Source organism: Succinivibrio dextrinosolvens, from assembly GCF_900116345.1.
Lineage (GTDB): Bacteria > Pseudomonadota > Gammaproteobacteria > Enterobacterales > Succinivibrionaceae > Succinivibrio > Succinivibrio dextrinosolvens_B.
Genome location: NZ_FPAH01000039.1, coordinates 1 through 26,842, shown reverse-complemented (window position 1 = coordinate 26,842; position 26,842 = coordinate 1). Strand labels below are relative to the sequence as shown.

Below are 26,842 nucleotides of genomic sequence, written 5' to 3'. Positions count from 1 at the left end.
TGACTATAAGTCAATAAAGACCGTTGAAGACTACGACGTTGATAGGCTGGATGTGGAAGCACCGTGAGGTGTGAAGCTTGCCAGTACTAATACTCTGAACGTCTTGACCATACAACCCCGGAAGGCATCTGAAGTACGCAAGAGACTAAGAAAGTTTGAAAGCAGCAAAAGTTTTTTAAGTTAAAACCCAATTCGCCTGGCGGCCATAGTGCTGTAGAACCACCTGTTCCCATTCCGAACACAGAAGTGAAATGCAGTAACGCCGATGGTAGTGCAACGTACGTTTGTGTGAGAGTAGGTCACCGCCAGGCTTCCCTTTCTGAAAGACCGTAGTTTAGCTACGGTTTTTTAATATCAGATTTCAGTGCTGATATGGCTCAGTTGGTAGAGCGCACCCTTGGTAAGGGTGAGGTCCCGAGTTCGATTCTCGGTATCAGCACCATCTCCTTCAAATAAGTAAGTTAAGTAAATTGCTTCTGATTTTAATCAGGAGCTTTTGTTTTTTTTACTTCCTTTGTAAGCGCCCTTTGTATTCCTATTTTTTTTCTTCAATGGTAGAATTGCTCTGTAACTGATTCACCTCACTGTTTAATTTTTTTTTATACACAGTGTGTCGTTTGTATAAAGCATAAACTGCGGATTATTAAATGCCATCTTCTAAATTTCAACAAAAGAGTTTATTGCTGCTTTTGCCTTTAGGTTTACTGGCGATTGTTTCTTATGCTTTGGACAAAAGAATTCCAACTTTACTCGACCTTGAAACCCAGACGCTTCTGCTTGAAACCTGCAGAATCATTCTTCCTGGATTCTTTGCTATTGCTGCAGCCTGCATGGTTCCAACTCTTAACCGCAAGATTCAGATTGCATCTGTAGCTTTCGTTTACGCTATTCTGGTGGCTTTTTCCTTATCTAAATATCAAAGCTTTTTTTCACAGCCAACCTCTTGGATCTTATCCTCACTGGTTACAACCTTATTTCTTTTACCAAACAGTGATATCGAATCAGAAGGTTTGAGTATTCGTTCTCTGTTAACCAAGGTATTCTGCATCTCTACATTTCCTTTTATTGCGCTCTTTACAATCATGGTGGTTGTAAAGAATATTGAACATTCAATTCTGATTACCTTTACTTCTGTATTCCTGGATTCTTTTTTATCCTGTCTGTTTGTTCCTATTTATGAAATTATGCTTACCTTAGGATTCAGTTCTCTTCTGAATTCTCTTGTGAGTCTGCAGTCTGAAAGTGCAATCATTCAGGCAATGCTGAACAGTATTATGCTGACTAATATGATTTCACTTCCTGCTATTATCATTACCAGAGCTTCATTTGCAAAATCCTATAACAGACTGTTTTTGGTATTTCTTTCTTTAATAACCTGTTTAACCTCTAAGATTGGAACCTGTATTTCAGTTGAGCTCCTTATTCTTATGTTCTTCTATCCTGGGACATTTCTGGCTCTGTGTTTCAGTTCTATCTTTTTATTCTTTCTGAACCTTTCTTTACAGCTTGGAACCTTTACTAGTTTCTATATGCTGTATCAGCCTGATCTTATTTTGAGAAACCTGGCTTTTCTTCAGCTGTCATCAGCACATTTCGCAGTGATTATCTTCTCTATCCTGATTCCTTTTGCAATGCAGATAATCATTTCTAAAATCGGAAAGATTAATCACCTGAAGAATAAGTTAAAACGCAGGTTCAGAAATTCAGGTTTTAATTTAAAAGATATTAAAAATCCTGATCTCTTCCTCATTTCTGTTCTGAACGGAATCGGGGGAAAGAGTAATCTTAAGTCGGTCTGGCTTGAAAAGGATGTCCTTTTTATAAAGGTTTTCAATTACAAAAAGGTGGTTATCCCACAGATAAACCTTATAAGTAAAAGAAGAATCGAGTTTATTCGTTCAGAGAATATAATCCGAATTCCTCTGGGGGCTCTTTCTTTTATTGTCTGGAAGAGACTAAATAACATAGTAGAGGAATCTTCAAATTACACCACCGATGAAGTTGAACTGTCAGAACAGTTTGATATTAAGAACTATTTACTAAATCTTCAGGAGAAAAAATAAAGTGAGCGATTCAGATTGGATTCAGATTAAATTAAGAACAACCAATCAGCTGGCAGATACCATAGCTGATCTTTTAGAACAGTTTGGTGCATTATCTGTAAGCTATACAGATGCTGAAGATTCTCCGATTCTTGAACCTCGTCCTGGCGAGAGAAAGCTTTGGCCTAATACTGAAGTTACAGGTCTTTTAGCACAGGGAACCGATCCTGAACCAATTTTAAACGCATTAAAGGCAATTTTAGGTGACCATATTCCTATGGCTGCAACTCATCTTGAGGATAAAAACTGGATCAGAGCCTGGATGGATCAGTTCAAGCCTTTGAAGTTTGGAAAGCGACTCTGGATCTGTCCTTCATGGCTAAGTGTTGATGAGAAGGATAGTGTTGTGGTTATGCTCGATCCAGGTCTTGCTTTTGGAACCGGTACTCATCCTACTACTGCGTTATGTCTTGAGTATCTTGATTCTCTTGATCTGAATGATAAGCAGGTTTTAGATTATGGCTGTGGTTCTGGTATTCTTGCTGTAGCAGCCTTAAAACTTGGAGCCAAGAATGCTCTTGGTGTTGATATTGATGAGCAGGCACTGATTGCATCTAAGGAAAATGCTTCCAGAAATGGTGTTGCAGACAGACTTGAGCTGGTGATGGGCTCTGATAAAAAGCTCGATCTTCCAAAGTCACCTGTTACTGTTGCCAATATTCTTGCCGGACCTTTGGCAGAACTTGAGCCAATAATTGCAGATTTAACTCAGAGTGGAGGTCTGTTAGCTCTGTCTGGTATTTTAACTGAGCAGGCTGATTCTGTTATTGAAGCGTATTCGAAGGACTTTATCATGAACAAGGTCAAGGATAAAGATGGATGGGCCCTTCTAACAGGAACCAGAAAATAACATTTCTTCACTGCGCTTTAATTGCTCAATGTTTTTTTAATGGATCTTTTGGATCCATTTTTTTTTCACTTAACTGTAATTTACCTCAAAAAGTATCATTCATCACACTTTTGATGGCACCTTAATTTGTTATATTGATTAATTTTTATAAAATTAATAGTACCTACTACTATAAATAAACTAAAACAAAATTATATTAATAAGTGAATTTTTAGAAGGTATAGATCAGGTCTAGTTTTTTGCGAAAGCAAAAGGTTATCCTGGATATTTTATGAAAAAGGTCTTATCTATAACGATATTGGCGTTCGTCGTCAGCGTTGTATCAGCTACAGCAATAGCACAGCAGTCACGTATAGAGTCTCTAGAGAATCAGTGTAATTCTGGAGATCTGGATGCGTGTGATGCTTTAGGCTGCGAATTTGCTCGCGGTGATCTGGTTGAAGCCGATCTTTCAAAGGCTGCTAATCTCTTCTCTTCAGCTTGTGATAAGAATAATGGTTCTGCCTGTGGTCATTTAGGCTATTTATATACCGTAGGAAACGGCGTCAAGCTCGATCTTGATCAGGCTGCAATTCTGTATAGAAAGGCCTGTGATCTTCATTTCTATGAAAGCTGTGTAAATCTTGGTATCAGCTATATTTTAGGTTCTGGTATCGAAAAGTCTCTTGATAAAGCAATTCCTCTTTTACGAATAGGCTGTGATCATGAACAGGCTACAGGCTGTACCCTGATTGGTAATGCCTACTACAACGGCCTAGGTTTGGATAAAGATCTTAAGCTTGCAAATTCCTATTACGTTAAAGCCTGCGAAATGGAGAGCGGTGAGGCCTGTGCAAATATCGGTCTGAATTACGCTCAGGGAGAGGGCGTGGAACAGGACTATGAACTTGCCTACGAGTATTTTACCAAAGGTTGTGATCTTGGGGCAGGAGAGGGGTGTTTCAATGCAGGGGTTATGTATGCTAACGGCTGGGGCATTGAACAGGACTACACCATCAGCAAGGCTTACTATTCTAAGGCCTGTTATCTGCACTATAAACCAGGCTGTGATGAATACGAGAATCTGAACAACGAGGGATTATAGTCTTTTTTCCCTTTATTTAATCTAGTTTCGTGATCGACCACTAATCTCAAGCGAGAAGTCTTTCTTATCTTTAAATATGGACGCTCATAATTTTATTTTTCAGAAAACGGTGTCGCTATGAGTATTAAGAGTCTGGCTTCTTTATTATGTGCAGTTTGTTTATGCTGTGTTACTAGTTCTTATGCCTGGGAACCTACTAAGGATATTGAGGTTATTGTTGCATATAAGCAAGGCAGCGGTACTGATACCGGAGCAAGACTTTTAAGTTCGCATGCTGATCGTTATTTTAAGCATAAGCTTATTGTAAAGAATCTGGATGGCGGTGACGGTTCAATTGGCTGGGAATCTCTGATTAAAGCAAAGCCTGACGGTTATACCATTGGTTTTATTAATCTCCCGACTTTTGCAACTCTGGCACTGAAGTCACCAATTCGTATGTCAGATGTTGTTCCCATCTGTAATCATGTTACTGAATCTTCCATTGTGGTGGTAAGGGCTGACAGTCCCTACAAAACTATAAAAGACCTTGTTGATGATGCAAAGGTTAAACGCAATCTTCTGGCTTCAACCAATGGTTTTATGGCTTCAAACCATACAGCATCACAGCTTCTGGCTCATTCCGGTGGCTTTGACTATATCGCCGTCGATTGCGGAGGAACAGCTGATCAGCTTCTTGCTCTCTTAAATGATGAGGTTCAATTCACTTGTGTGAAGATCCCTGATGTGGCTCCTTTAATGAATAAAGCAAAACCAGAGGTAAGAATTCTGGCCACTTTTTCAGAGGAAAGGCTTAAAGACTATCCTGATGTACCAACCCTTTCTGAACACGGTTACTATGACAGATGGTATGGTTCATCAAGGGGAATCGTAGCTCCAAAGGGTACACCTGATGAGGTTATTCAGTATTATGTAAAAACTTTCGGAGAACTGATGGCAGATCCTGAGGTAATCGAGGCTCACCGCAAGGCAAATCTGGCTTTGGATTATAAGGATAATCTGAACTTAGAAGCTACTATGACCGCAAGTATTTTCTTCTGTAATGACATTATTCCTATGATCTACAAAAAGGAAGAGCTTAAATAGTACGGAAGCTGTTTTCTTGATTCACAACCTCAGCTCTTGCCTAATTTTATCTTTAGCCTGAGAGCAGAGGTTATTTCTCTGATTTTTTTAAATTTTTTTTTCGTCTCATCTGAATCAGAATTTCTTTATATATCAACTCTCTATAAGTTTTTTTACTCCTTCTGATAAAAAAATTCGCTTAAATATTTTTATCTGAAATGTTAGAATATATGACACTTTTTTATAATGTGTCATTATTATCTATAAATACATGTGAATTTTGTATTTTTATATTTATAGAATTCCTTGATATTAAAAGAAATTGCACTAATTAAATACAATTTACGCTTAAATGGCTGATAATTTTGTTATATAAATTTTTCTAATCTACAAAATTTGACTTAGCTCGCAAAAAAGTATTAAATATACTACACAAAATATAAATAAAAATATCCAGGTTAATTCACTATAAATGAAATCATCTAAACTACTTATCACTGTTCTTGCATTGGTTTCTTCCGTAAGTCTCATAGGTTGTACAAAGGAGCAGCCTTCTGAGAAAGCTGCAGCTCAGAAAGCCTCAGACGGTCTTTCTCTTTTCGAAAAGGCAAAGGTTGCCAGAGCTGTCAGAAAGATGGAAAGAGAAGAGAAACGCAAAATCCTTTCTGAAAAGTATTCAAAAGTAGCTCCTGATCTGTTCGATGTTAAAGTCTTTTTTGAAGATGAAATGATTGAAAGTGATGACATGAATCTATGGGTTCAGCCTGAGTTCATCGCTGTCCTGAAGACTCGTGCTGATGAGGATGATACTGCAACCCCAAGGGAGTCAGTTACCCTTCTTAACGATTCTAGAAAGTACTCTGCAATGATTGAGTTTGATAATAAGTACTCTGACATTGACTATACCTCTGATGATTTTTGCAGAAAACTTGTTACCAAATCCACCAGACATTCAAATATCAATATGCTGGTTCCTCCTTCCTTACTTAAAGGTGAGAAGTCAAAAATCTGCAGACTGAGCTATCAGGATCTTGCCTCAAACAAATATATAAATGAATTTACCGAGGTTTATGATAACGGCTCTGTAATTTACACCATGACCAATACTTCAAATCCTAGATTTACAGGCAGAGAAATTCTGAAAACCGCATTTTCACGTGCTGTTTCAGCAGAAGTTAAGGATGCTGTGCGCCATGCAACTACAGAGTTCTTTGATACTGAAAAATATCATGTAATAGACATTTAAAGATTCATATTTTCTAACGTGTACTCATTCCAGTTTGGAATTTTCTTAATCTTTTAAGAGCTTTTTCTTAAAAGATTTTTTTTATCCTAAATCCGTGGTTTTAAAAAGGATTAATTCTGAAAGATCCTCCACTACAACATAAAACATGGTATATAATGATCAGTTCACTTAAATTTTAGGAGCTTTTAATCATGGCAAACATCAGACCTCGTGAAAGATCTGCAATTATTCAGTCTCTTCGTGCAGGCGTGACCCCAAGAATAGGTCTTGAGTACATTCAGGTCGGAAGAGTAAACGAGGTTAAAGCTCTGATTAAGGATCTCGATAATATTGCAGACAAAGGCAGTGCCTTTCGTATTATTATCGGTGACTTTGGTGCCGGTAAATCCTTCTTTCTGCAGCTTATAAGATATATCGCCCTTGAGAAGGGGCTGGTGGTTGTTAATGCAGACTTATCTCCTGACAGAAGATTGTTTGCTTCAACCGGACAGTCCAGAAATCTTTATAAGGAACTTGCCAGAAATCTCTCTACAAGAGCACATCCAGAAGGCAATGCCATGGTGCCTCTGGTTGAGAAATTCATCACCGAGCAGAGAAGAATCGCTGATGAACAGGGCAGAGATGTCGAACAGGTAATCAAAGAAAAACTCAATTCCTTATCTGAGCTGGTTGACGGCTACGATTTTGCACAGGTAATCGCCACCTACTGGAAAGCCTACAACGAGAATAATGATGATCTGAAGAATAATGCTATCCGTTACCTTCGCGGTGAGTATACTTCAAAGGCCGACGCCAGACGTGATCTTGGTGTAAGAGCCATCGTTGAGGATCATAATGTTTATGATCACATTAAACTACTGAGCCGTTTCGTGACCCAGGCCGGCTATAAAGGTCTGCTGGTCAACCTCGATGAGGTGGTAAACCTTTACAAGCTCCCATCCCAGAGAGCCCGTAATTCAAATTATGAGCAGGTTTTAAGAATATTAAATGACTGTTTCCAGGGCTCTGCTCAGTCTATCGGTTTCCTATTTGGCGGAACCCCTGAGTTCCTGATGGATCAGAGAAAAGGACTCTATTCCTACGAGGCTCTGCATTCCCGTCTTGCTGAGAATACCTTTGCCCAGATTGCCAATGTGGTTGACTACAACAGTCCTATTCTGATCCTGCAGAATCTGTCTCCTGAGGAGATTTATGTTCTGCTGTGCAATATCAGAAATGTCTTTGCTAACGGTAAAAAGGAAAACTATATCCTTCCTGATGAAGCTCTAACCGCATTCTTAGAGCACTGCTCAAAGAATATCGGTGATGCCTATTTCAGAACTCCACGAAATACAATCAAGGCTTTTGTGGATTTATTATCTATTCTGGAACAGAATCCTGAACTGAACTGGAAGACTCTGATTGGCAATATTTCTATTGAATCCGAATCTGATACTTCTCTTGTTTCCATTTCAACGGAAACTGAAGAATCTCCTTCAAATGAGAAGAATACAGAGGCTACTGAATCTGATTCTGAAGATGACGATGATGAATTAACCTCATTTACTTTATAACAGGAAAACTGCTGCTGCGGATTATCGCCAGATGGTCGTGTCCTACAATAATTCGCAGAAACCTGTTATTTAAGAGCTTTCTCAATAAAACATCCTAATAAAGGTATTTTTCCATGGAAAATAATTCTATAAATCTTTTGGATATTGATCTTAAACGATGGATGTTTAAAAAGGGCTGGCAGTCTCTGCTGCCGATTCAGGAAAAATCAATTTCACCGATTCTTGACAGAAAAAATGATGTCATTATTTCGGCATCTACTGCCAGTGGTAAAACTGAAGCTGCTTTTCTTCCTGCGCTGACCTCAATTGTAAAAACCAAAGAACTACCCGGTGTCAGAATCCTTTACATAAGTCCACTTAAAGCGCTGATTAACGATCAGTACCGTCGACTGGATGAAATGACGGAATTCCTTAAGATCAGGGTAACTCCGTGGCATGGTGATGTTTCGATATCCAAGAAAAATCAAATACTCGATGAGCCTGAAGGCATAATCCTGACAACCCCAGAATCTCTGGAGTCGCTCCTGATAAATCACAAGAGCTGGATTGAATCCTCCATGAAGAATCTTTTCTATGTGATTATTGATGAATTCCACGCTTTTATGGGCTCTCAGCGCGGTTACCAGCTTCAGTCTCAACTGCATCGTATCGAGAATCTGATTGGTAAACGTGTAACCAGAGTTGCTCTGTCAGCAACCTTCTCCGATGCCAATGGCGTTATGTCATATCTGCGCCCTAACTCCTCAATTCCCTGTCAGGTTATTACTGCTGACAAAAGCAGTGAGGATAAATTATCTGTCCAGATTAAGGGCTATGAGCATATTGCTTTAGATGATCCTGAACTTGAAGGAAAGGTTCTGCCTAAGGAGTTTGATTCAATCTCTGATGATATTTTCAGGCTTTTACGAGGTTCTACCAACCTAGTGTTCTGTAATTCCCGATTCTGTACAGAGACTCTGGCTGGAAAACTGGAGCAGAAAAGCAAGAGCAGGTTTGTTCCAAATGAATTTTTCCCTCACCATGGATCTCTGTCAAAGGAACTCAGAGAAAGTCTTGAATACCGCCTGCAGGAGGGCAGATGGCCAACTACAGCAATCTGTACTGCAACTTTGGAGCTTGGTATTGATATCTCAGATGTTTCTTCCATTGCCCAGGTCGAGCATCCTATTACAGTAGCCTCTCTGAGACAGCGCTTAGGACGAGCCGGGCGACGAGAACACAATGCGGTTTTAAGAGTCTTTATCCCTGAAGCTCTGACTGATACTAGAAAAACAGAGCTTTATGAGGATACGGTTATGACCGTGGCGATGATAGAGCTACTTTTAGAGCGCTGGTATGAGCCTCCTTTAGAGCATGAATATGCCTTTTCGACTCTGCTGCAGCAGACTCTGTCTGTGATTGCCTCCTATGGCAGTGTCAGTGCCAAAGCCCTGCATGAACTTTTGTGCAAGACAGGACCTTTTTCTCTATGCACTCCTAAAATCTTCATGCAGTTTTTAAAGTGTCTTGGCGAAAAAGATCTTATTGTTCAGCTCAATGATGGTTCTCTGGCATTAGGTCTTGAGGGGGAGAAAATTGTCTCGAACTGGAATTTCTATGCCGCCTTTGATACTCCAAAGGAATTCACTATTGAGCATGACGGTCATCAGATAGGAACCATTCCTTTATCTCAGGATCTGATTATCGGTGACACCTTCCTTTTTGCAGGCCGTGGCTGGAAGGTAAATTTCTTCTCCCAGGAAAGACATCTGATCGGTGTTAAGGCCTATCCTCATGATGCTCAGCCTCTGCAGATGAACGGCAGTGCCGGTCATATTCACAATGAGGTGAGAAAGAGAATGTTTGAGATATACAGAAGCAGGAAAATACCGGTATATCTAAATAAGGTTGCGTCCAGACACGTTCAGCAGGGGATAGATCAGTTTGAACGAATGCAGCTTCAGCATTCTCATATTTATGACGGTCCAACCGGAATAGCTCTGTTTCCTTGGCAGGGAGATAAGGTTATCAGAACCATTGTGCTGATGCTCAAAAAAGAATCTATAGATGCCTCGGCATATAAATCTCATATTGAGCTGGCATATACACCGAAGGACAGTCTGAAGGTGGCGGTATACAATATTCTGAATTATGAGAATATAAGCGGAACAGATCTGATCAAAAAAGTTAATAATCTGGATCGTGAAAAACACGACAGTTATATTTCAATGGATTTAAAGAGAATGTCCTTTGCTCACAGTGAACTTGATATCGATGGAGCTTTGGATTTCTTTAAAGTTTTGAGAAAAGAGCTTTAAACATTTTAAGGAGAGTCTGTCTATGAGTGGAGAAAGAATGTCTCCTCATCTGCAGCATACCATGGTTGAGACCCTTGGTATAAAAATGTTCAGAGATGAGAACGGAGTTTTTAAGGCAACCATGCCTGTTGACAGCAGAACCTGTCAGATCTTCGGACTTTTGAATGGCGGTGCCAGTGTTGCGCTTGCAGAGAATCTGGCAGGCTTTGCCTCCTTTGAACTGTGTGAGAAAGATACTATTCCTGTGGGCTCTAGTGTAAGTGCCAATCATGTGGCTCCAGGCTTTTTCAATTCAGAGGTGCATGCTGTCGCCACTCCGGTAAAAATCGGAAAAACTGTTCATATCTGGAATGTGGATGTTTTTAACGAGAAAGAACAGCTGCTCTCAACTATCAGAATGACTAATTTAATTATCAAAGATACCCATAATTTAAGAGAGGCTATTATAAATGCGTCAGTGGACAAAAATTAAAGATTACGAAGAGATCCTTTTTGATTTTTACGAGGGAATAGCCCGTATTACCATTAACCGTCCTCGTTACAGAAATGCCTTTACTCCTCTGACTGTAGCTGAGATGAGCGATGCTCTTTATTACTGCCGTGAAAGTTCTGATGTACGAGTTGTTGTTCTGACCGGTGCTGGCGATAAGGCTTTCTGTGCCGGCGGTGATATGAACTACAAGGGCCGTGGCGGTTATGTTGACGGAAAAGGTGTGCCTAGACTGAATGTTCTGGATGTGCAAAAGCAGATCAGATCACTTCCAAAGCCAGTGATTGCCATGGTTAACGGTTTTGCCATCGGTGGCGGACATGTGCTGCATGTTGTATGTGATCTCTCAATAGCATCAGAGACTGCTATTTTCGGTCAGACCGGTCCTAAGGTTGGAAGCTTTGATGCCGGTTTCGGTTCCTCCTATTTAGCCCGTGTGGTGGGGCAGAAAAAAGCTCGTGAAATCTGGTTCCTATGCCGTCAGTACAGTGCCAAGGAAGCTTTGGATATGGGACTGGTAAATACTGTTGTTCCTGTGGAGGAGCTTGAAAATACCACTGTTGAATGGGCTAAGCGCATGATGGAACTGAGTCCTCTTGCTCTGCGCATGATTAAGGCTGGCCTGAATGCAGAACTCGATGGTCAGGCTGGTATTCAGGAACTGGCTGGTGATGCCACCATGCTTTACTACATGACCGATGAGGCTCAGGAAGGCGGAAAGGCCTTTTTGGAGAAGAGAAAGCCTAATTTCAGCAAACTCAATAATCTACCATAATGCAGGACGGTAATTTAAACAGAAGCTATACTCTGCGTTTTGCCAGAGACTATCTGAAATCAGCGTCAGAGGATATTCTGTCTTTAGAATATAAATCTCAGATAGAGTCTCTGTATCAGGAGTTTATATCTGATTCTGATTCAATAAGCGTTTTCAGCTCAGGTTCTACTGGTGAGCCTAAAGAGCTGAAGCTTAAAAAGCAGTATATGCTGAACAGTGCTCATATGACCTGTTCCTATCTTAAGATCCCAAAAGGAGCCTCTACCCTTTTATGTATGCCCCTTAAATTCATCGGGGCAAAGATGGTGGTTATAAGAGCTCTGGCGGAGGAGCTTGAACTGGTGGCGGTTAATCCGTCATCACATCCTCTTTTGGGGCTGAGAAAAGCTCCTTATTTTGCTGCTATGACTCCAGCTCAGGTATTTTCATCCCTGGAGAGCGATGCTGAAAGAGAAATTCTTTTTAATATTAAAGAGCTGATAATCGGAGGTGGAGCTGTAAACAGCAGTCTTAAGGCACAGCTGATGCCGTCTTCAAACCGGATCTGGTCAACCTACGGTATGACAGAAACTATCTCTCATATTGCTCTGAGACGTGTGAATATCGAGGATAGTTCTGATGATAAATCAAATGGATACGTTCCCTTTGAAGGTGTGAGTCTGCATAAGGCACAGGATGGAACTCTCGTGATTGATGCCCCTTATATTGGGGTTAAAGCGCTTAAGACCAATGATGTGGTTGAGTTTAATCCTGATAGTTCATTTAATATCCTGGGAAGAGCCGATAATATCATCAACAGTGGCGGTATCAAGATTCAGATAGAGAAGCTTGAAGAGCTTATAAGAGAATTTTTAGACTGTGAATTTAATGTAACCTCTGTGGAGTCCAAGAAATTCGGGGAAAGCGTATGCCTTCTTATAAAGAATTCTCCTTCTACCCATCAAAGCATGTCTGACGATGCTATTCTTCGACAGATAAAGGATAAGGTTCCCAAATACTGGGCTCCGAAGGTTATTCTAAGAACAGCTGTTCTTCCCAGAACTGAATCTGGAAAACCAGCAAGAGCAAAACTTAAGTCTTTAGCTTCAGAACTGTATCAGAAGAAAGACATATTCACGAAAGGAGCGTAATTTCTTGTTTAATTTCAGAGTGATAACCAAAAATGCGATGGAATATATATCGCTTGTCATGGTGATTGCTTTTTTCTCGGGAGTCTGTGCCAAAGGTCCTGAGTGGCTCTCAGCTTTTGATTATTCAACCATTCTAGGCAAATTCGGAACTATTGCCGGAACCTCTGATAATTTTACAGGAAAGGGAGATATCAGTGTCAGAAGCGCCTTTTTATTCGCGCTGTCAATTATCCCTGGTATCATCCTTTCTTTAGGTGTGCTCTCTGTCGCTGGCTATCTTGGAGCTCTAAATGCAGCAGGACGTATTTTTTCCTTTATTCTCAAGCCGCTACTTGGTCTTCCAGGTTCATCTGCCTTTGCGATTATAAGCTCCCTGCAAAGCTCTGACAGCGGTGCGGTGATGACTAAAGATCTCTATGATCAGAGAATTATCAGCAAAAAACAGCGCTGTATCTTTTCTGCCTTCGAATTTTCCTCTGGAGGTTCCATTGGGGTATATCTGACGGCAATGCCGATTATCTCCGCTCATCTTAATCTGCCGATTCTGCTGCCTCTGGGAATTATTCTGATTATGAAGATTGTCGGTGCCAATCTGATAAGAGCCTATCTTTGTGTGAGAAAAAATGAAGAAGATGAGAGTTTATCCGGTGAGGAAAAGTCCTCAGATAATTCTCTGAAAAAACAGAACAGTGAGAATATCTCCAATATTGCAGATGCTTTTATAAGCGGGGCCAAAAGAGCAATTAACATCAGTCTCAACATAATGATGCCGAATGTGATTATGGCATTTGTTCTGACTGCTGTGCTTATGAAAATCGGTGCAATGGATTTCTTAGGAAAGATAGGCTCTCCTTTAATGCAGATCTTTGATTTGAACGGTCAGTCAATGGTGGTTCTAGTTTCTGCCTGGTTCTCTGGTTTAGGCGGTGTGGCCATGGGGGCAACCATGTGTGCTAGCGGCGAGATTACTCAGAATCAGCTGGCCATTATTACTCCTGCTATTTTTCTTATGGGAGCTCAGCTGCAGTATATGGGCCGTATCCTTGGTGTGATTGGACTTGAGTTTCGTAACTATAGACTGATGTTTGCCATCAGTATTATCAATGCTGTTTTATCTATTCTGGTTATGAAGGCAATTATCTGAAAAGGTGAGAAATATTGAACCAGGGCCGATGTTTTGATTTCCTGAAGAATTCTGAACAATGATCTTAGAGATTATTCTTTTGTCTGGGATGATTATTTTCTGATAAATTGAATTTTATTATCCTCTTTATATGTAATTCCTCTTTTAAACTCATATAATGGTGTCACGGACAATATATATCGAATTTAAATAATACGAAACCTAAGGGATTTATCGTGAAAATAGTACGACGTGATATCGTTGATGATAGTCACCTGCAGACCTATGTATCTGATCCGATTATCAGGCAGATACTTGCAAGACGTGGCATATCATCAGAAAGTGAGGTTACCTGTCAGCTTTCAGATATCTATCATTACCGAGATCTGCATGATATCGACAAGGCAAGTAACATCCTTGCAGATGCTATTGAAAACGGAGATAAGATTCTTGTTTCCGGTGATTACGATGTTGACGGTATTACAGGTACAGCCCTTGGTGTAAGAGGTCTTAAGGATTTAGGTGCCTCTGAGGTCAGATATTTTGTCCCATCAAGATATGAAGGCGGCTATGGAGTCAGTAATGAGACTGTAGATGATGCCGTCGCTCACGGTGTTAAGCTTCTTCTGACCGTGGATAACGGTGTCAGTTGTCTTGAATCAATCAATTACGCTAAAAGCAAAGGCCTTAAGGTTGTAATTACAGATCATCATGAAACACCTGAACTGTTGCCAGATGCAGATGCAATAGTTGATCCTAAGCTTCCTGAAGATAAATTTCCTTCAAAAAATCTCTGTGGCGCCGGTGTGCTCTTCTATGTACTGGTTGCAACCAGAGCGGTGCTTCGTGACCGAGGATTCTACAAGGACTCCAAAGTTCCTCTTATTGCAAGATTCCTAGACCTTGTTGCCCTGGGAACCATTGGTGATGTAATGCAGCTTGATGCTAACAACCGCAAGCTGGTCAAGTATGGCTTTGACAAGATCAGAGCCGGTAAATCCATTATCGGTATCAAGGCTCTGGCAGCTTCCTGTAGAGTCGATCTGGCGGCTATTAATTCTGTAAGCATTGCCTTTGATTTGTGTCCAAGACTTAATGCTCCGGGCAGAATCAAACTTGAGAACAATCCTGCTGTATCTTTAATGTTAACCGACGATGAAACCGAGGCCTGTATTATTGCCCGTGATCTTGAGATGTGCAATAAGCGTCGTGGTGATTATGAGCGCGTTTTCCTCAAGGAAGCTACAGAGGATGCTCAAAAGCAGGAAGGCAACTGTGCAATTGTTCTTTACAGACCTAACTGGCTGGTTGGTTTAGGCGGACTTATTGCCAGCAGGATCAAGGAAAAATTCTCTGTACCTTGTTTTGTATTCTCAGGCTCTGGAGATGAACTTGCAGGCTCAGCCCGTTCCGTTCCTGGTTTCAGCATTGTAAAGAATCTGCAGCTTCTATCCGAGAAATGTCCAGATCTTCTGATAAGATTCGGCGGTCATGCCATGGCTGCAGGTGCTTCAATTCATAAGGATAACTTTGAAAAGTTCAAGGAGCTGTTTAATCAGGTTGCCAAGGAGAATCTCGGAAATCCTAATGATGAAGAGATTATTTCTGATGGAGAACTTCCTTCAAATTATCTGACCATCGGATTTGCCCGTGATCTTGAGGCTTATGGACCATGGGGCAATGGTTTTGAAGAGCCTTGCTTTGATGGCGAGTATACAGTTGAGGATGTTATTCTGGTTGGAAATCGTCATCTGCGCTTCTCACTTCGTAATGACGATGGTTCCTATATGAGAGGCATAAAACTTCGTGCAACCCCAAGTGAGCGCGAAATCAAGGCCAATATGAGAGTAAGAGCGGTCTATACCATTGGGGTAAACCATTATATGGGCTCTCAGCGTCTTGAAATCAAAATCTCCTCCATTGAGAAAGTCTAAAAAAAAAGCCTGAAATTAGATTTCAGGCTCCAAGTTTTGTTTGATTGATTTTGTCTATTTTTTCTGGATTCGGCTGTTGGCATACATGGCTGCACCGATTATTCCTGCAAGGTTCAGAGTTGTAGCAGGTACAACCTTGGTTTTCAGTGTCAGCTGATCTTTATATTTCTCAAATTTCTTTGATACACCGCCACCCAGCACGATAAAATCAGGTGAAGTTAAAAATGCTATGTATTCTAGGAACTTATTTAGTCTTTCTCCCCATTCTTTAAATTTCAGATCTTCCTTTTCTCTGACGGAATCTGCACAGTAATGTTCAGCAATATCTCCCTTAAATTTAATATGACCAAATTCAGTATTTGGAAACATCTGGCCGTTGTAGAAAAGAGCTGATCCGATACCGGTTCCAAGTGTTAAGAATAATACTGAGCCCTTGTAGCCTTTAACTGCTCCAAAGCTTAATTCTGCAAGACCTGCCACATCGGCATCGTTAGCGACGAAAACGTCCTGTCCTACTGTCTTGGAGAATAATTCTTCAACCTTTACGTTAATCCATGTCTTGTCAATATTTGCTGCGGTGAGCACTTCTCCGTTGATTACTCTGGCAGGGAAGCCGCAACCGATAGGTCCTTTGTAGTCAATCTGCTTTACAAGCTCTTTTAAAGTTTCTGCTACTGCCTCTGGAGTTGCAGGCTGTGGTGTTGGGATTCTGAGTCTTTCTGTTTTCAGTTCGCCGGTTTCTGTATCGACAATCGCACCCTTAATTCCGCTACCACCAATATCAACACCCAAAATTTCCATGGAAAACCCCTTGATATGACATAGTTATTCGCTGTTTTGAGTATAGACAATAATCGAACGTAACTTCCACAGAAATTGTTTAAAAGATAGAGGTTTAATCAAAAAAAATAGGAAAATTGTGCTTGTTGAGCAGGTTAAGAGCACAGAATAAGCCTATCCTATAAATTTTTCTGCAGAATAGTGTGAGATCACTCGAATTTGGCATCAGAAAGCAAAATTCTGTGCTAAACTTTTGAAATGAGTAAGTAATTTTTATTTTTTTCTGATTTTTAGATTTATGGATAAGGTCTTTTGCATAAGCTATTCTGATTTTGGCTATCTTTTAAGTGAACAGGACTGGAAGATTGAGATAAAAAAGCTTGAGGATTACGAATACGGTGTTTATGAGGATATTCTAAGTTGCGGACCTTTCCTTATCAAAAGAAGATTTCTGTCAAATTTACCTGATATTTTTGGTGACAGCTCTGAAAAAAAGAGCGAACCGGTTCTGCCAGAAGAAATAAAACGCTTTATTCTCAAAAGAGAGGATTCAGATGTTTACGTCATCTCCTCATCTGATTTTGAACAGCTGTTTTCGGATGAAAAGCGGGATGAGTATGGCTGTGTAAGCGTTGAGCTTAACAGAATTACCTGCAAGTGTGCTGACCCTGAAGATCTGGCCGAGGATGTGGTTATTCTTGCATCCGGTGGTATTGATCTTAACAATCCTGACCTTAATCTCTAAGAGGTTACCAAATGTCTAAACTACCATACGAAGTATTTACCAGCGATGAAGTAAAGCAGATCGAGGCGGATCATGCAAAGTCTCACAACGGACATTGTTTTGATCTGATGCAGAAGGCTGGAAAATCAGTATTTGACTACATTGTCCGCGAGTGCGGCGATGCAAAGGAGGTCTGGGTTTTCTGCGGTAAGGGCAATAACGGTGGAGACGGCTACATAGTAGCATCCTTACTTTTAGAGAACGGAATAAAGCACAGGGTGTTCGCAACCGGTATTCCCCATGAAGGCTCTGAGGCCAGTTTTGCCTATGAGCTATTTATAAAGCAGGGGGGAAGTGTTGAATACGAGCTGCCAAATAACGGTCAGGTTAGTGACTCTCCATCAGACATTATTCATGTCTCAAAACCCGATCTGATTATTGACGCTCTGTTAGGTACAGGAATTGAATCGGCTCCAACAGGAATTACGGCTAAATGGATTTCATATATCAATAAGCTTAATACCTTTACTGTAGCGGTTGATGTGCCTTCAGGTGTCTGTGCCGATACTGGCGGTGTTCCTGGTATGTGTGTCTGTGCCAATGCCACTGTCTGTATGCTGGCCTTAAAACCGGGCCTGCTTACCTCAGATGCGGTTGATTTTGTGGGAGATATTGAGTTTGCCTCGCTGGATGTGGATACATCCGGCTATCATGAGCTTTTAACCGAATCGTCATATAAATCTCCTCTGCCTATTTTTCAGGTGGGATTCGATGATCTTGAGGAGGATCTGCCAATCAGACTGCCTTCATATAACAAGGGCGATAACGGCAAGGTTTTAATTATCTCAGGGGCTAAAGGCATGGGCGGTGCTGCAATTATCTGTGGCAATGGTGCTTTAAGAAGCGGTGCCGGTCTAGTCAAGATTGCCATGGAGCCATCAAACGTAACCGCTATGCTTTCAGTAAGACCTGAGCTTATGAGTGTCGACCTTTATGATGATAAGGCTGTTCTTGAAAGCATCAGCTGGGCGGATGCCATTGCAATCGGTCCAGGACTTGGCGTCAATGAAAGAACTGCTCAGCTTATATCTATGCTCTCTGATATCGAGGAGCAGAATCTGGTGTTTGATGCGGATGCGCTGAACGTGCTGGCTTCCTTTGAGCAGGATTACTATAGAGAAAATCGCGTACTGACCCCTCATCCGGGAGAGGCAGCGAGAATGCTGAACATAAGCCCTGATGAGGTAAATGCCGACAGACTTGCGGCCTGTTATAAACTGCAGCAGAAATATGGCGGTGTGGTCTTATTAAAAGGACCTGGTACTGTTATCTGTGATGGAGAAAAACTGACCATAATTCATGAAGGAGCTCCGTCTCTTGCTACCGGTGGAGCAGGTGATCTTCTGACTGGTATAATAGTTTCCCTTCTAGGACAGGGACTGTCTCCTGAAAAAGCTGCTATTGTCGGTGCTGCCCTGCATGGAAGAGCAGGCTATATTGAGGGCATGAAAAAGGGTATGATAGGCACTCTGCCAATGGATTTATGTCAGAATATACGAGAACTTATTAATGTCAAAGACTGAATTTAAGATTGAAGGTGAGGAGCAGACAGTTCGCTTTGGAACACTTATGTCTGAGCTCTGTGTACCTTATGCTGTTAATAATTCAAAGAGTGTGCTTATCTTTTTAGAAGGTGATCTTGGAGCTGGAAAGACCACCTTTTCCCGTGGCTTTATTGAAGGCTGCGGCTATAAGGATATTGTCAGATCACCAACCTATACTCTTGTAGAACCTTATGATTTTGATACTTACAGTATTTATCATTTTGATTTATACCGTCTATTAGATCCAGAGGAACTGGAGTACATGGGCATCAGAGATTACTTTGAAAGAACCTCTGTCTGTCTGATTGAGTGGCCGGATAAGGCTCAGGGATTATTGCCTGAGGCTGACATAAGAATTGCCTTAAGTTATTCTCAGAACAGCAGAACTGTTGTGATAGAATCATCTGTACTGGCACAGGATGAATTAGACAGGATTGCCACCTTTTTCTGTTAGAAAACAATGATTGCGATATCCAGATTTAAACTATTTCTTTCAATACTGTGGATTATGTGTCTTCTGATCCCTGGGGTTGCCTATTCTCAGGATGTCTATAAACTCAGAAGCTATCATAATTCAGAGAAAACCCGTGTGGTTCTGGATACAGAATCAAAGCCTGACTTTTCTACAGCTCTGTCCAAAGACAAGTCCGTTTTTGCGGTTCGTATCAGAAATATTGAAAATCTGTCCAAGGCTCCTCAGGGCGGGAAGTTCAAGACACAAAGCTGTCTTAATTCTGTGGTTAAAAAGACTGACGGTAAGGATGTCCGTTATATTTTTTCCCTGAAATCCTGTGATACTCCAAAGTCATTTTTACTTGCTCCGTCTAAGGATTCCAAGAATTACCGACTGGTAATTGATTTCCCTCATGGCAAGGCTGTTTCCTCCCAGAGTTATGAAAATAAATCATCGGTAAAGATTTCTGCTGGCAGTAGTGCTCCTGTAAATACTGAAAAATCTTCGGGAGTTGATACCTCAAAATCACTTGCCGCTCAGGAAAGGGATCTCTTTATTCAGTATTCAACTGCAGGCAAGGATGGTTTTAGAACCATGACTCCTGCCAATGCCGCTATCTATAATCAGAAACTTAAAGAATTAAGAGAGAACTATAAAAAGGCTCAGCTTGAACAGGATGCTGCTCTTGCAGCAAGCAGACAGTCTGCTGCCGCAAAGAAGAGTGCAAGCTCAAGGGTTGAGGTCGAAGAAGAGGTAGCAGATACCTCTGCTCCACCAGTTCCTGTGAATGCTACACCTGTGGCCAGACCTTTTATTATTGCCATTGATGCCGGTCACGGCGGTAAAGATCCTGGTGCAATCGGCAAGCGAGGCGTTAGAGAAAAGAATGTTACTCTGGCTATCTCCAAGGCTCTTGTAAGCTATATCAATTCTAATAAGACCTTTAGAGGAACGCTGATCCGTTCTTCCGATATCTTCATCGATCTGGACAGACGTTCCGAGATTGCAAGAAAGAGAAAGGCAGATCTTCTAATCTCAATTCATGCAGATTCTGTGGCTTCCGGCAGCTCTACTGCCAGAGGCGCAAGTGTTTTGGTGTTATCTGAAAACAGAGCAGAGCGTGAGAACGGTAAAATCCTGAAGAACCATAAACAGACTCAGCTTATTGGTGGCGCCGGTGAAGTTATGGATCAGAGTGTAGGTAATCCGTATCTGGCAACGGCTATTCTGGATATGTCCTCCACCAATTCCCGCTCTGAGGGTAATCTTCTGGCAAAGGAGATTCTGCGTTCATTAGGCTCTTTCACCCATTTAAGAAAGAGTCAGCCTATTTCTGCCTCCCTGGCGGTACTGAAGTCTCCGGATATTCCTTCACTTCTGATTGAAACAGGATATCTTTCAAACCGTTACGAGGAAATTCAGCTTAATCAGCCTAATTACCAGAAGCAGATTGCATATCACATTTATCTAGGCATCAAATCCTACTACGAGAAATATCCTGCCCAGAAAATCAAATCCAGACAGGAATCCTATGCCAGAACCAAACAGATTGGCGGTAAACGCAGTATTACTGTCAAGAAGGGCGAATCACTATCTATCATCGCCAATCGCTATGGAACAACTGTCAGTGAAATCAAGAAGTTAAATTCACTGAAAAAAGATACTCTGTCCGTAGGTCAGGTCTTATATCTGCCTTAAAACCGGTACAAAGCCATGTCCTCAATCAAGTTATTGTCAAAACAGTTAGCAAGTCAGATCGCTGCGGGCGAGGTAGTAGAAAGACCATCCTCAGTGGTCAAGGAACTGCTTGAAAATGCGGTTGATGCTGGTGGCACAAACATTCTGTGTGAAATCAGAAATGCTGGTAAGGTCTTAATTCGTGTAAGAGATAACGGCAGCGGAATTGTACGTGATGAGCTGCCTCTGGCTTTAGCTCCTCATGCCACCTCAAAAATCTCAAGTGTGGATGATCTTGCGGCAATTACGACCTTGGGTTTTAGAGGAGAAGCTCTGGCCTCTATTGCCTCAGTCTCAAAACTGGTCCTAACCTCAAAGACTGCCGACGAGGAAAATGCCTATTCAGTTAGTGTTGAAGGTCCTGAACAGAATCCTACCATTCTGCCTGCAGCTCATCCTACCGGTACTACTGTGGATGTGGGAGAACTTTTTTTCAATACTCCAGCAAGAAGACGTTTTTTAAAGTCTGACAGAACTGAGTTTGCGAGAATTAAGGATACCTTCACAAGAGTAGCTCTTGCTCATCCTGATGTAGGTTTTGAGTTTATCTCAGATTCTAAAACCATTACTAGAGTTGCAGCCGCCAAGGGGGAAGGCTTGGACATAAAGCGTACATCAGCCCTTATAGGTGCTGAGTTCGGTGTTCAGGGAATGCGGGTGAGCTGTGAAGATCCTAATCTGAAAATAGAGGGCATGCTACTTCCGCCTCCTCGTGAAGAAGAGGCCCTATCTGAGAAGATCTATATATTTTTAAACGGAAGACCTTTAGCTGACAAGGTGGTGACTCATGCGCTTAAGGAAGGCTTTTTTGAGGTCTTAGGCAAAACGCTTCCTATCCGCTGTGTTCTCTACATGGAGATTGACCCAGCAAAAGTTGATGTGAATGTGCATCCCCGAAAGGATGAGGTCAGGTTCCATGAAACCACGCTGATTCACGATCTGATTGTAGACAGTATTGTTTATGCTTTAAGAAAGAACGGTATCGGCTCATATCAGCAGATGGAGGTCAATGATCCTCTCGGTCTGGAGCAGAGTCCTCAGCAGAATGATATGCCTGAGCAGATGCATCAGGTTTCTCCTCATGCAACCTCCTATGACATCAATAGCAGTAAGCTGCCTGCATTTCCATCAGGAGTTGGAACAGTAATTGATATCAATAAATTTGCAGACAGAGGCAGACCTGTAATTATCAGAGCTTCTGAGAAAAGCAATTCTGGTTATACTTCCGGTTCTGCTGTGACGGGCTCTTCTTTTTCCGCTCCTATGCATCGTGGTCTTCAGACGAATTTTGCTACAAATACTGAAGATATACAGCGAAATATTAATATCTATAAATCCACAGTTGCAGCCTCCAATATTAGCCTGAATGCCAGAACAAATGTGGAGACCGATACCTTCAGAGCCTCTGAGCGTGAGAACGGCATTGAGCTTCTCGATCATATCAGTGAGAAAACTGCTCTTATTAGAATTCAGGACAGATTCTATCTTCTGAATCTACAGATACTAAGAGCTCATCTTTTCTCAGAGGAATATCGTCAGGAGATTATGGCTAACAGAGTTGAACGCTTTAAAATGACTCTTCCTTATACACTTAATCTTCTTGATGAAGAACTGTGCCGTAAGATTAAAGAGAATTATTTCACTCTGCAAAAATGCGGTTTTGTCGTACGTGTTCAGAAAAACAAGGTTGAACTGCTTGAAATTCCTGCAAAACTTAAGGGTGCCAACCTTGCAGGTATTGCCGTTGATATGTTTAGTCTGATTATTTCCAATGTTTCTTCTCTGGATAGTGGAGAATGTCCAGACGAGCTGTCTCGAATTATTGGGGCAAACATTGTTTTAGGCGCAAATTCAACCTCTGCAGAGGAAATTATAAGCAGAGTTTCTGATCCATCTTTGCTTCCTGAAATAAAGAATGCTGTTAGAGAACTGAATCTTAAACAGCTGGCACATGATTTTGAGAATAATGTATGAAGAATAAAGCCCTGGTCATACTGGGACCAACAGCATCGGGAAAAACCTCACTGGCCCTGAATCTTGCTCAGTATCTTAAGATAGAGATTATCAGTCTGGATTCTGCTCTTATTTACAGGGATATGGATATCGGGACAGCTAAGCCTACGAAAGCCGAGTTAAACTCTGTCCCCCATCATCTTATAGATATCTGTGATCCTTCACAAAGTTACAGTGCAGCAAATTTCCGCGAGGACTGCATAAGACTGGTTGATGAAATCTCAAATAGGGGAGCTCTGCCTGTTATCTGCGGTGGAACCATGATGTACTACAAGGCTCTAGTAGACGGCTTATCGCCTCTGCCTCAGACCGATCCTAAGGTAAGAGAGAAGATAGCTAAGGAGGCTTTAGCTTTAGGCTGGCCAAAGATGCATGAACGTCTTAAAGAGGTTGATCCTGTATCTTATGAAAAACTTAATCCTAATGATAAGCAGAGGGTTTCCAGAGCTCTGGAAATCTATGAGATGACCGGCAGAGCAATGTCCTCATTTTTTGATACTAAGACTGACAGCTGTCCTTTTGAGCGTGTGGAATTCATTCTGCTCCCTGAAAATGATGATCGTGAGGAGTTAAGAAAACTTATCCGCAAAAGATTTGAAATTATGGTGGATAACGGTCTGATTGATGAGGTAGCAAAACTGAAAGGCAGAGGGGATCTGAATCTTGAGATGCCATCAATGCGCTGTGTTGGTTACCGTCAGGTATGGGAATATCTTGAGGGTAAATACGATAAATCTGAGATGGTTGAACAGTGTGTGATTGCAACTGCACATCTGGCAAAACATCAGATGACGTGGCTTCGAGGTTCTCTATCAAAAGATCAGAATTACCTTCTAAAAAAACGTCTGAATATAGGTGATCCAGAGAATTTGAAGCTGGTTTTAGAGTCTTTAGAGGAATGTGGCATCTATTCTGGGTGATAATTCTTTGTTTATCAACCTATAATTAAGATGTCTATCTTTTTTACTGGGGGGAGAATGAAGCTAAAATCCTTTCTGTTCGGCGTATTTTTTTTGTCTGTCATCAGGACTGTTGCTGCTGGCCCTTTTGTTGAAGCTCCCGCAGGTATAATTGAAGGCGAGGAGTTAAGCGGAGTTGAGGTCTTTAAAGGAATTCCTTATGCTCAGACGGTAACAGAAGAGCTTCGTTTTGCTCCCCCTGTTGCAGCATCTCCTTTTAAGGAGAAATTCAAAGCCGACAGATTCTGCCCTATAGCTCCTCAGGCTGCTTTTTTAAATTATGACTCTTCCCAGAGTGGTGGTGCCAATTACCTTTGTCTGAATATTTATCGTCCTTCTAATCTGACTTCTGAGAGTAAGGCTCCTGTGTATGTGTGGATCCATGGAGGTGCTTATGCTGCAGGAGCCTCAAGCATACCTCTTTATGATGGCAGTCAGTTTGCAAAAGACGGTATTATCACGATAACCGTCAATTATCGTCTTGGAGCGGAAGGTTTCCTATATTCTAATAACCTCCTGAAAAAATATGGAACTTCTGGAAACTGGGGGCATCTTGATCTGATAGAAGCTCTTAAATGGGTAAATCAGAATATAGAAAGCTTTGGAGGAGATCCTTCTAATGTTACTATAGGAGGCGAGTCAGCCGGAGCAATGGCCGCTTCAGCTATGATTTTAAGTACTAAGGCAAAGGGACTGTTTCGCAAAGCAATTCTTCAGAGTGGAACTATTCTTACTTATCCTTTTGTTGGGCTGAATACTGAACAGAATCATGATATCGCACAGAAAAGAAGTCAGCAGCTGTTTACTAAGTTTGGAGTGGATGATTCTGCTTCCGGTATTGATATGTTACGAGCAATTGATCCTTTCCTGCTAGCCTACCACTGTACCTATGATTATGATTTTCCACATAACAGAGGCTCCTTTATGATTCCTTATATGGATGGAAATGTTCTGCCAGTTTCTCCATACAGGGAATTAAAGCGCAACAACTATAACGATGTCTCTGTGATTATGGGCTACAACACCAATGAAGGTACTTTATTTGTAAACAGAGATATAACCGAAAATGAATTAATATCAGGTTTTTATGCGAATTTTGATAAAAATAAAGCAGAATCTTTAAAAAATCTGTATAAATTGAACGAAAAAAGCTCAGTTTATGAAAAAGCTTCTGAGTTTATGGGAGATGTGATGTTCAATCTGGGAATGAAAATCTTTGCGGATAATCTGTCTGCGACTCAGAAGGTTTATGTTTACCACTTTGACTATCTTCCAAAGTCCTCAAAAGGGGATGTTACAGGAGTTTATCATTCCTCTGAGCTTAAATATGCCTTTAATAATCTGTCTAAGGATGCAAGTGATAAGACAAAGGATGTGGCAGAGGTATTTCACTTGAGACTGGTTAATTTTATGAAGACGGGTGATCCGGATTCTGATGGCTCGAAGAGCACACTAATCAAATGGAAAGCCTATGATAAGAATGATAACGCAGTGCTCAGAATCGGTTCCTACACCGGAGTAGAGGAGTTTAAACTCAAGGAAAAGCTCTCAAAGCTCGAAGAGATATTCTTTGGCTCAGAGAAGAAATAATCTTAATTACTTCATGCCAATAGCATCCATTTTAGGCGCATAATCCTTGATGGCTGAGTTTAATGACACTTTACTGCCCTCACTTACTCCCTTCTGATAAGCCTGATATGCAGTATAGGTGTTATGTATGGAATGTCTTCTTACTTCACTTAGATCCGGATGTTTATCACTTATATATTTATCAATATGTTCCTGAATTTCAGATGGTTGAGCATACTCGCTGATCTTTTCACTAATGGAACTGAAATACCCCTGAATAAAGCCCTGTTTCTTTTCTTTTGCTATAGACGTGAAAATACGTTTTAGCTCACGAGCATATCCAGGTGACACAAGTTTGTAGCCGACATTTCTGAGGTCTTTAAAAGTCTCTCCCAACATTTTATAAGCTTTGTTTGTGTTGTTTTCATTTTTGTTCTGAGCAATATTGATGTCGATTTCCCTAAGCATTTGGCTGTGGGTTCCATATACAGCACTGTAGAAAGGAAAAACCTTTGTCTGCAGCTCATTTATAAATCCCAAATTGCGTGCTGTTTCTAAATAGATTTCACCTTCCATGAGTTTTGTATACTCTCCGATGGCAAATGCGGCCTGACGGGATAGAACTGTGAAGATATATTCACAGCTTTCCAGAATCTCTGCTGGTCCGATAAGACTAATGCTTGTTACCTTTGAGTTTGTGGTATGCAGAATAAATTCGATGCCAAATGCTTTTCTGATGATATTGAGCAGTTTGCTCATAATCATCTGGGTACTGATACAGCTAAGTGTTTTTAGTTTAATCTCATCAATTCCTTTGTCTGCTGTAATCTCTTTTGACTCAATGTTGAATTTTTCCATCAGCTTCTGAGCCCTGGACAGTGCAACAGCTGCCTCGTTAGGATTAGAACTGTCGGATAGAGCCAGAAGTTTTTTTATTTTTTCAATCAGTTCTGCTTTAGTCATTTTGATTTTCTTTATGGAGGAGTTAAAAGATATAGTTAGTTGATTATACAGTTAAATCCAATAAAAAAGGCACATCTTTGACAGTTTTCTAAAAATCCTCCCTCTCAAATTCTCCTAATTAATCCTTTAATTCAAACAGTTAAAATTTAATCTGTGTCAAATTTTTATAAAATATTTGTAGCTATATTATGGCAACATGTTGTATAATATAGATATATTGTTATTTGTCCGAAGTAAATATGAAACTGTCCATCTCCAAAAGTAAAAATACTGTTATTTATTACGTTGCCGAATCTTATAGAAAGCCTAACGGTACTTCTTCTACCAGAACTGTTAAAAAAATAGGCTCTGAGGCAGAGCTTAGAGAGAAGCTTGGAGATGGAGTGGATATTA

At 40.9% G+C, this 26,842-nt stretch carries 21 protein-coding genes, 1 tRNA gene and 2 rRNA genes; 22 read left to right on the top strand and 2 right to left on the bottom strand.

Annotation, left to right across the window (positions count from 1 at the left end; genetic code table 11):
* The 15 genes from BM308_RS10635 to recJ all read left to right on the top strand — a co-directional run.
* Positions 1-111 (top strand): 23S ribosomal RNA (locus BM308_RS10635); the annotation flags it as partial.
* 84 nt (positions 112-195) lie between these two features.
* Positions 196-311, top strand: a 5S ribosomal RNA gene (gene rrf / locus BM308_RS10630).
* Positions 312-366: 55 nt separating this feature from the next.
* A tRNA-Thr gene (locus tag BM308_RS10625) sits at positions 367-442 on the top strand.
* Between the two features lie 205 nt (positions 443-647).
* Positions 648-2,063: a hypothetical protein gene (locus BM308_RS10620; RefSeq protein ID WP_143098608.1), complete on the top strand. Its 1,416-nt coding sequence runs from the start codon at positions 648-650 to the stop codon at positions 2,061-2,063.
* A 1-nt stretch (position 2,064) separates the two neighbouring features.
* Positions 2,065-2,952, top strand: coding sequence for a 50S ribosomal protein L11 methyltransferase (gene prmA, locus BM308_RS10615; RefSeq protein ID WP_074945119.1), 888 nt, complete (start codon positions 2,065-2,067; stop codon positions 2,950-2,952).
* Positions 2,953-3,223: 271 nt separating this feature from the next.
* Positions 3,224-4,036 (top strand): tetratricopeptide repeat protein, encoded by an 813-nt coding sequence (locus BM308_RS10610; protein ID WP_074945117.1) that lies wholly within the window; start codon positions 3,224-3,226, stop codon positions 4,034-4,036.
* A gap of 117 nt (positions 4,037-4,153) precedes the next feature.
* Entirely contained in the window at positions 4,154-5,119 is a 966-nt protein-coding gene (locus BM308_RS10605) for a tripartite tricarboxylate transporter substrate binding protein (RefSeq protein ID WP_074945116.1), read from the top strand.
* Positions 5,120-5,570: 451 nt separating this feature from the next.
* The gene (locus BM308_RS10600) at positions 5,571-6,344 is read left to right on the top strand and encodes a hypothetical protein (protein WP_074945114.1); all 774 of its coding nucleotides are present in this window, start codon (positions 5,571-5,573) and stop codon (positions 6,342-6,344) included.
* A gap of 191 nt (positions 6,345-6,535) precedes the next feature.
* Positions 6,536-7,897 carry an ATP-binding protein gene (locus BM308_RS10595; protein WP_074945112.1) on the top strand — a complete coding sequence of 454 codons (1,362 nt, stop codon included), beginning with the start codon at positions 6,536-6,538 and terminating at the stop codon, positions 7,895-7,897.
* A gap of 113 nt (positions 7,898-8,010) precedes the next feature.
* A complete protein-coding gene (locus tag BM308_RS10590; protein WP_074945110.1) occupies positions 8,011-10,194 on the top strand; it encodes a DEAD/DEAH box helicase in 2,184 nt (727 codons plus the stop codon).
* A 22-nt stretch (positions 10,195-10,216) separates the two neighbouring features.
* Positions 10,217-10,666 carry a PaaI family thioesterase gene (locus tag BM308_RS10585; RefSeq protein WP_074945108.1) on the top strand — a complete coding sequence of 150 codons (450 nt, stop codon included), beginning with the start codon at positions 10,217-10,219 and terminating at the stop codon, positions 10,664-10,666.
* A complete protein-coding gene (gene menB / locus BM308_RS10580) occupies positions 10,644-11,459 on the top strand; it encodes a 1,4-dihydroxy-2-naphthoyl-CoA synthase (protein ID WP_074945106.1) in 816 nt (271 codons plus the stop codon). The genes BM308_RS10585 and menB overlap by 23 nt, the downstream gene beginning before the upstream one ends.
* Entirely contained in the window at positions 11,459-12,589 is a 1,131-nt protein-coding gene (locus BM308_RS10575; protein WP_074945104.1) for an AMP-binding protein, read from the top strand. The genes menB and BM308_RS10575 overlap by 1 nt, the downstream gene beginning before the upstream one ends.
* Positions 12,590-12,593: 4 nt before the next feature.
* Positions 12,594-13,733, top strand: coding sequence for a nucleoside recognition domain-containing protein (locus BM308_RS10570; RefSeq protein WP_083425547.1), 1,140 nt, complete (start codon positions 12,594-12,596; stop codon positions 13,731-13,733).
* A gap of 215 nt (positions 13,734-13,948) precedes the next feature.
* Positions 13,949-15,646: a single-stranded-DNA-specific exonuclease RecJ gene (gene recJ, locus BM308_RS10565; protein ID WP_177214446.1), complete on the top strand. Its 1,698-nt coding sequence runs from the start codon at positions 13,949-13,951 to the stop codon at positions 15,644-15,646.
* Positions 15,647-15,700: 54 nt separating this feature from the next.
* Here the strand turns inward: recJ and ppgK are convergent, their stop codons facing one another.
* Complete coding sequence (ppgK, locus tag BM308_RS10560) at positions 15,701-16,447, bottom strand: polyphosphate--glucose phosphotransferase (RefSeq protein ID WP_074945099.1); 747 nt, start codon at positions 16,445-16,447, stop codon at positions 15,701-15,703.
* 277 nt (positions 16,448-16,724) lie between these two features.
* Here ppgK and BM308_RS10555 point away from each other — a divergent pair, with 277 nt between their 5' ends.
* Genes BM308_RS10555 through BM308_RS10525 form a run of 7 tightly spaced genes read left to right on the top strand, consistent with a single transcriptional unit; the run spans position 16,725 to position 25,507 of the window.
* Positions 16,725-17,171, top strand: coding sequence for a hypothetical protein (locus tag BM308_RS10555; protein WP_074945097.1), 447 nt, complete (start codon positions 16,725-16,727; stop codon positions 17,169-17,171).
* An 11-nt stretch (positions 17,172-17,182) separates the two neighbouring features.
* Positions 17,183-18,733, top strand: coding sequence for a bifunctional ADP-dependent NAD(P)H-hydrate dehydratase/NAD(P)H-hydrate epimerase (locus tag BM308_RS10550; RefSeq protein ID WP_074945095.1), 1,551 nt, complete (start codon positions 17,183-17,185; stop codon positions 18,731-18,733).
* Positions 18,720-19,208, top strand: coding sequence for a tRNA (adenosine(37)-N6)-threonylcarbamoyltransferase complex ATPase subunit type 1 TsaE (gene tsaE / locus BM308_RS10545; RefSeq protein WP_074945093.1), 489 nt, complete (start codon positions 18,720-18,722; stop codon positions 19,206-19,208). The genes BM308_RS10550 and tsaE overlap by 14 nt, the downstream gene beginning before the upstream one ends.
* A 54-nt stretch (positions 19,209-19,262) precedes the next feature.
* Entirely contained in the window at positions 19,263-20,906 is a 1,644-nt protein-coding gene (locus tag BM308_RS13615) for an N-acetylmuramoyl-L-alanine amidase (protein ID WP_306706241.1), read from the top strand.
* A 15-nt stretch (positions 20,907-20,921) separates the two neighbouring features.
* A complete protein-coding gene (mutL, locus tag BM308_RS10535; protein WP_074945089.1) occupies positions 20,922-22,919 on the top strand; it encodes a DNA mismatch repair endonuclease MutL in 1,998 nt (665 codons plus the stop codon).
* On the top strand, positions 22,916-23,878 hold the full coding sequence (miaA, locus tag BM308_RS10530; protein ID WP_074945087.1) for a tRNA (adenosine(37)-N6)-dimethylallyltransferase MiaA: 963 nt from the start codon (positions 22,916-22,918) through the stop codon (positions 23,876-23,878). Before mutL ends, miaA begins: the two co-directional genes overlap by 4 nt.
* A 57-nt stretch (positions 23,879-23,935) precedes the next feature.
* Complete coding sequence (locus BM308_RS10525; RefSeq protein ID WP_074945085.1) at positions 23,936-25,507, top strand: carboxylesterase/lipase family protein; 1,572 nt, start codon at positions 23,936-23,938, stop codon at positions 25,505-25,507.
* A gap of 6 nt (positions 25,508-25,513) precedes the next feature.
* Here the strand turns inward: BM308_RS10525 and BM308_RS10520 are convergent, their stop codons facing one another.
* Positions 25,514-26,449 (bottom strand): DUF2786 domain-containing protein, encoded by a 936-nt coding sequence (locus BM308_RS10520; protein WP_074945084.1) that lies wholly within the window; start codon positions 26,447-26,449, stop codon positions 25,514-25,516.
* Positions 26,450-26,842: the final 393 nt, after the last annotated feature.

Bases quoted from the DNA above. Each gene is read 5' to 3' on its own strand.
- BM308_RS10620 (WP_143098608.1), top strand. From the start codon at position 648: ATGCCATCTTCTAAATTTCAACAAAAGAGTTTATTGCTGCTTTTGCCT.
- BM308_RS10610 (WP_074945117.1), top strand. From the start codon at position 3,224: ATGAAAAAGGTCTTATCTATAACGATATTGGCGTTCGTCGTCAGCGTT.
- BM308_RS10605 (WP_074945116.1), top strand. From the start codon at position 4,154: ATGAGTATTAAGAGTCTGGCTTCTTTATTATGTGCAGTTTGTTTATGC.
- BM308_RS10600 (WP_074945114.1), top strand. From the start codon at position 5,571: ATGAAATCATCTAAACTACTTATCACTGTTCTTGCATTGGTTTCTTCC.
- BM308_RS10595 (WP_074945112.1), top strand. From the start codon at position 6,536: ATGGCAAACATCAGACCTCGTGAAAGATCTGCAATTATTCAGTCTCTT.
- BM308_RS10590 (WP_074945110.1), top strand. From the start codon at position 8,011: ATGGAAAATAATTCTATAAATCTTTTGGATATTGATCTTAAACGATGG.
- BM308_RS10585 (WP_074945108.1), top strand. From the start codon at position 10,217: ATGAGTGGAGAAAGAATGTCTCCTCATCTGCAGCATACCATGGTTGAG.
- menB (WP_074945106.1), top strand. From the start codon at position 10,644: ATGCGTCAGTGGACAAAAATTAAAGATTACGAAGAGATCCTTTTTGAT.
- BM308_RS10575 (WP_074945104.1), top strand. From the start codon at position 11,459: ATGCAGGACGGTAATTTAAACAGAAGCTATACTCTGCGTTTTGCCAGA.
- ppgK (WP_074945099.1), bottom strand. From the start codon at position 16,447: ATGGAAATTTTGGGTGTTGATATTGGTGGTAGCGGAATTAAGGGTGCG.
- BM308_RS10555 (WP_074945097.1), top strand. From the start codon at position 16,725: ATGGATAAGGTCTTTTGCATAAGCTATTCTGATTTTGGCTATCTTTTA.
- BM308_RS10550 (WP_074945095.1), top strand. From the start codon at position 17,183: ATGTCTAAACTACCATACGAAGTATTTACCAGCGATGAAGTAAAGCAG.
- tsaE (WP_074945093.1), top strand. From the start codon at position 18,720: ATGTCAAAGACTGAATTTAAGATTGAAGGTGAGGAGCAGACAGTTCGC.
- BM308_RS13615 (WP_306706241.1), top strand. From the start codon at position 19,263: ATGTGTCTTCTGATCCCTGGGGTTGCCTATTCTCAGGATGTCTATAAA.
- mutL (WP_074945089.1), top strand. From the start codon at position 20,922: ATGTCCTCAATCAAGTTATTGTCAAAACAGTTAGCAAGTCAGATCGCT.
- miaA (WP_074945087.1), top strand. From the start codon at position 22,916: ATGAAGAATAAAGCCCTGGTCATACTGGGACCAACAGCATCGGGAAAA.
- BM308_RS10525 (WP_074945085.1), top strand. From the start codon at position 23,936: ATGAAGCTAAAATCCTTTCTGTTCGGCGTATTTTTTTTGTCTGTCATC.
- BM308_RS10520 (WP_074945084.1), bottom strand. From the start codon at position 26,449: ATGACTAAAGCAGAACTGATTGAAAAAATAAAAAAACTTCTGGCTCTA.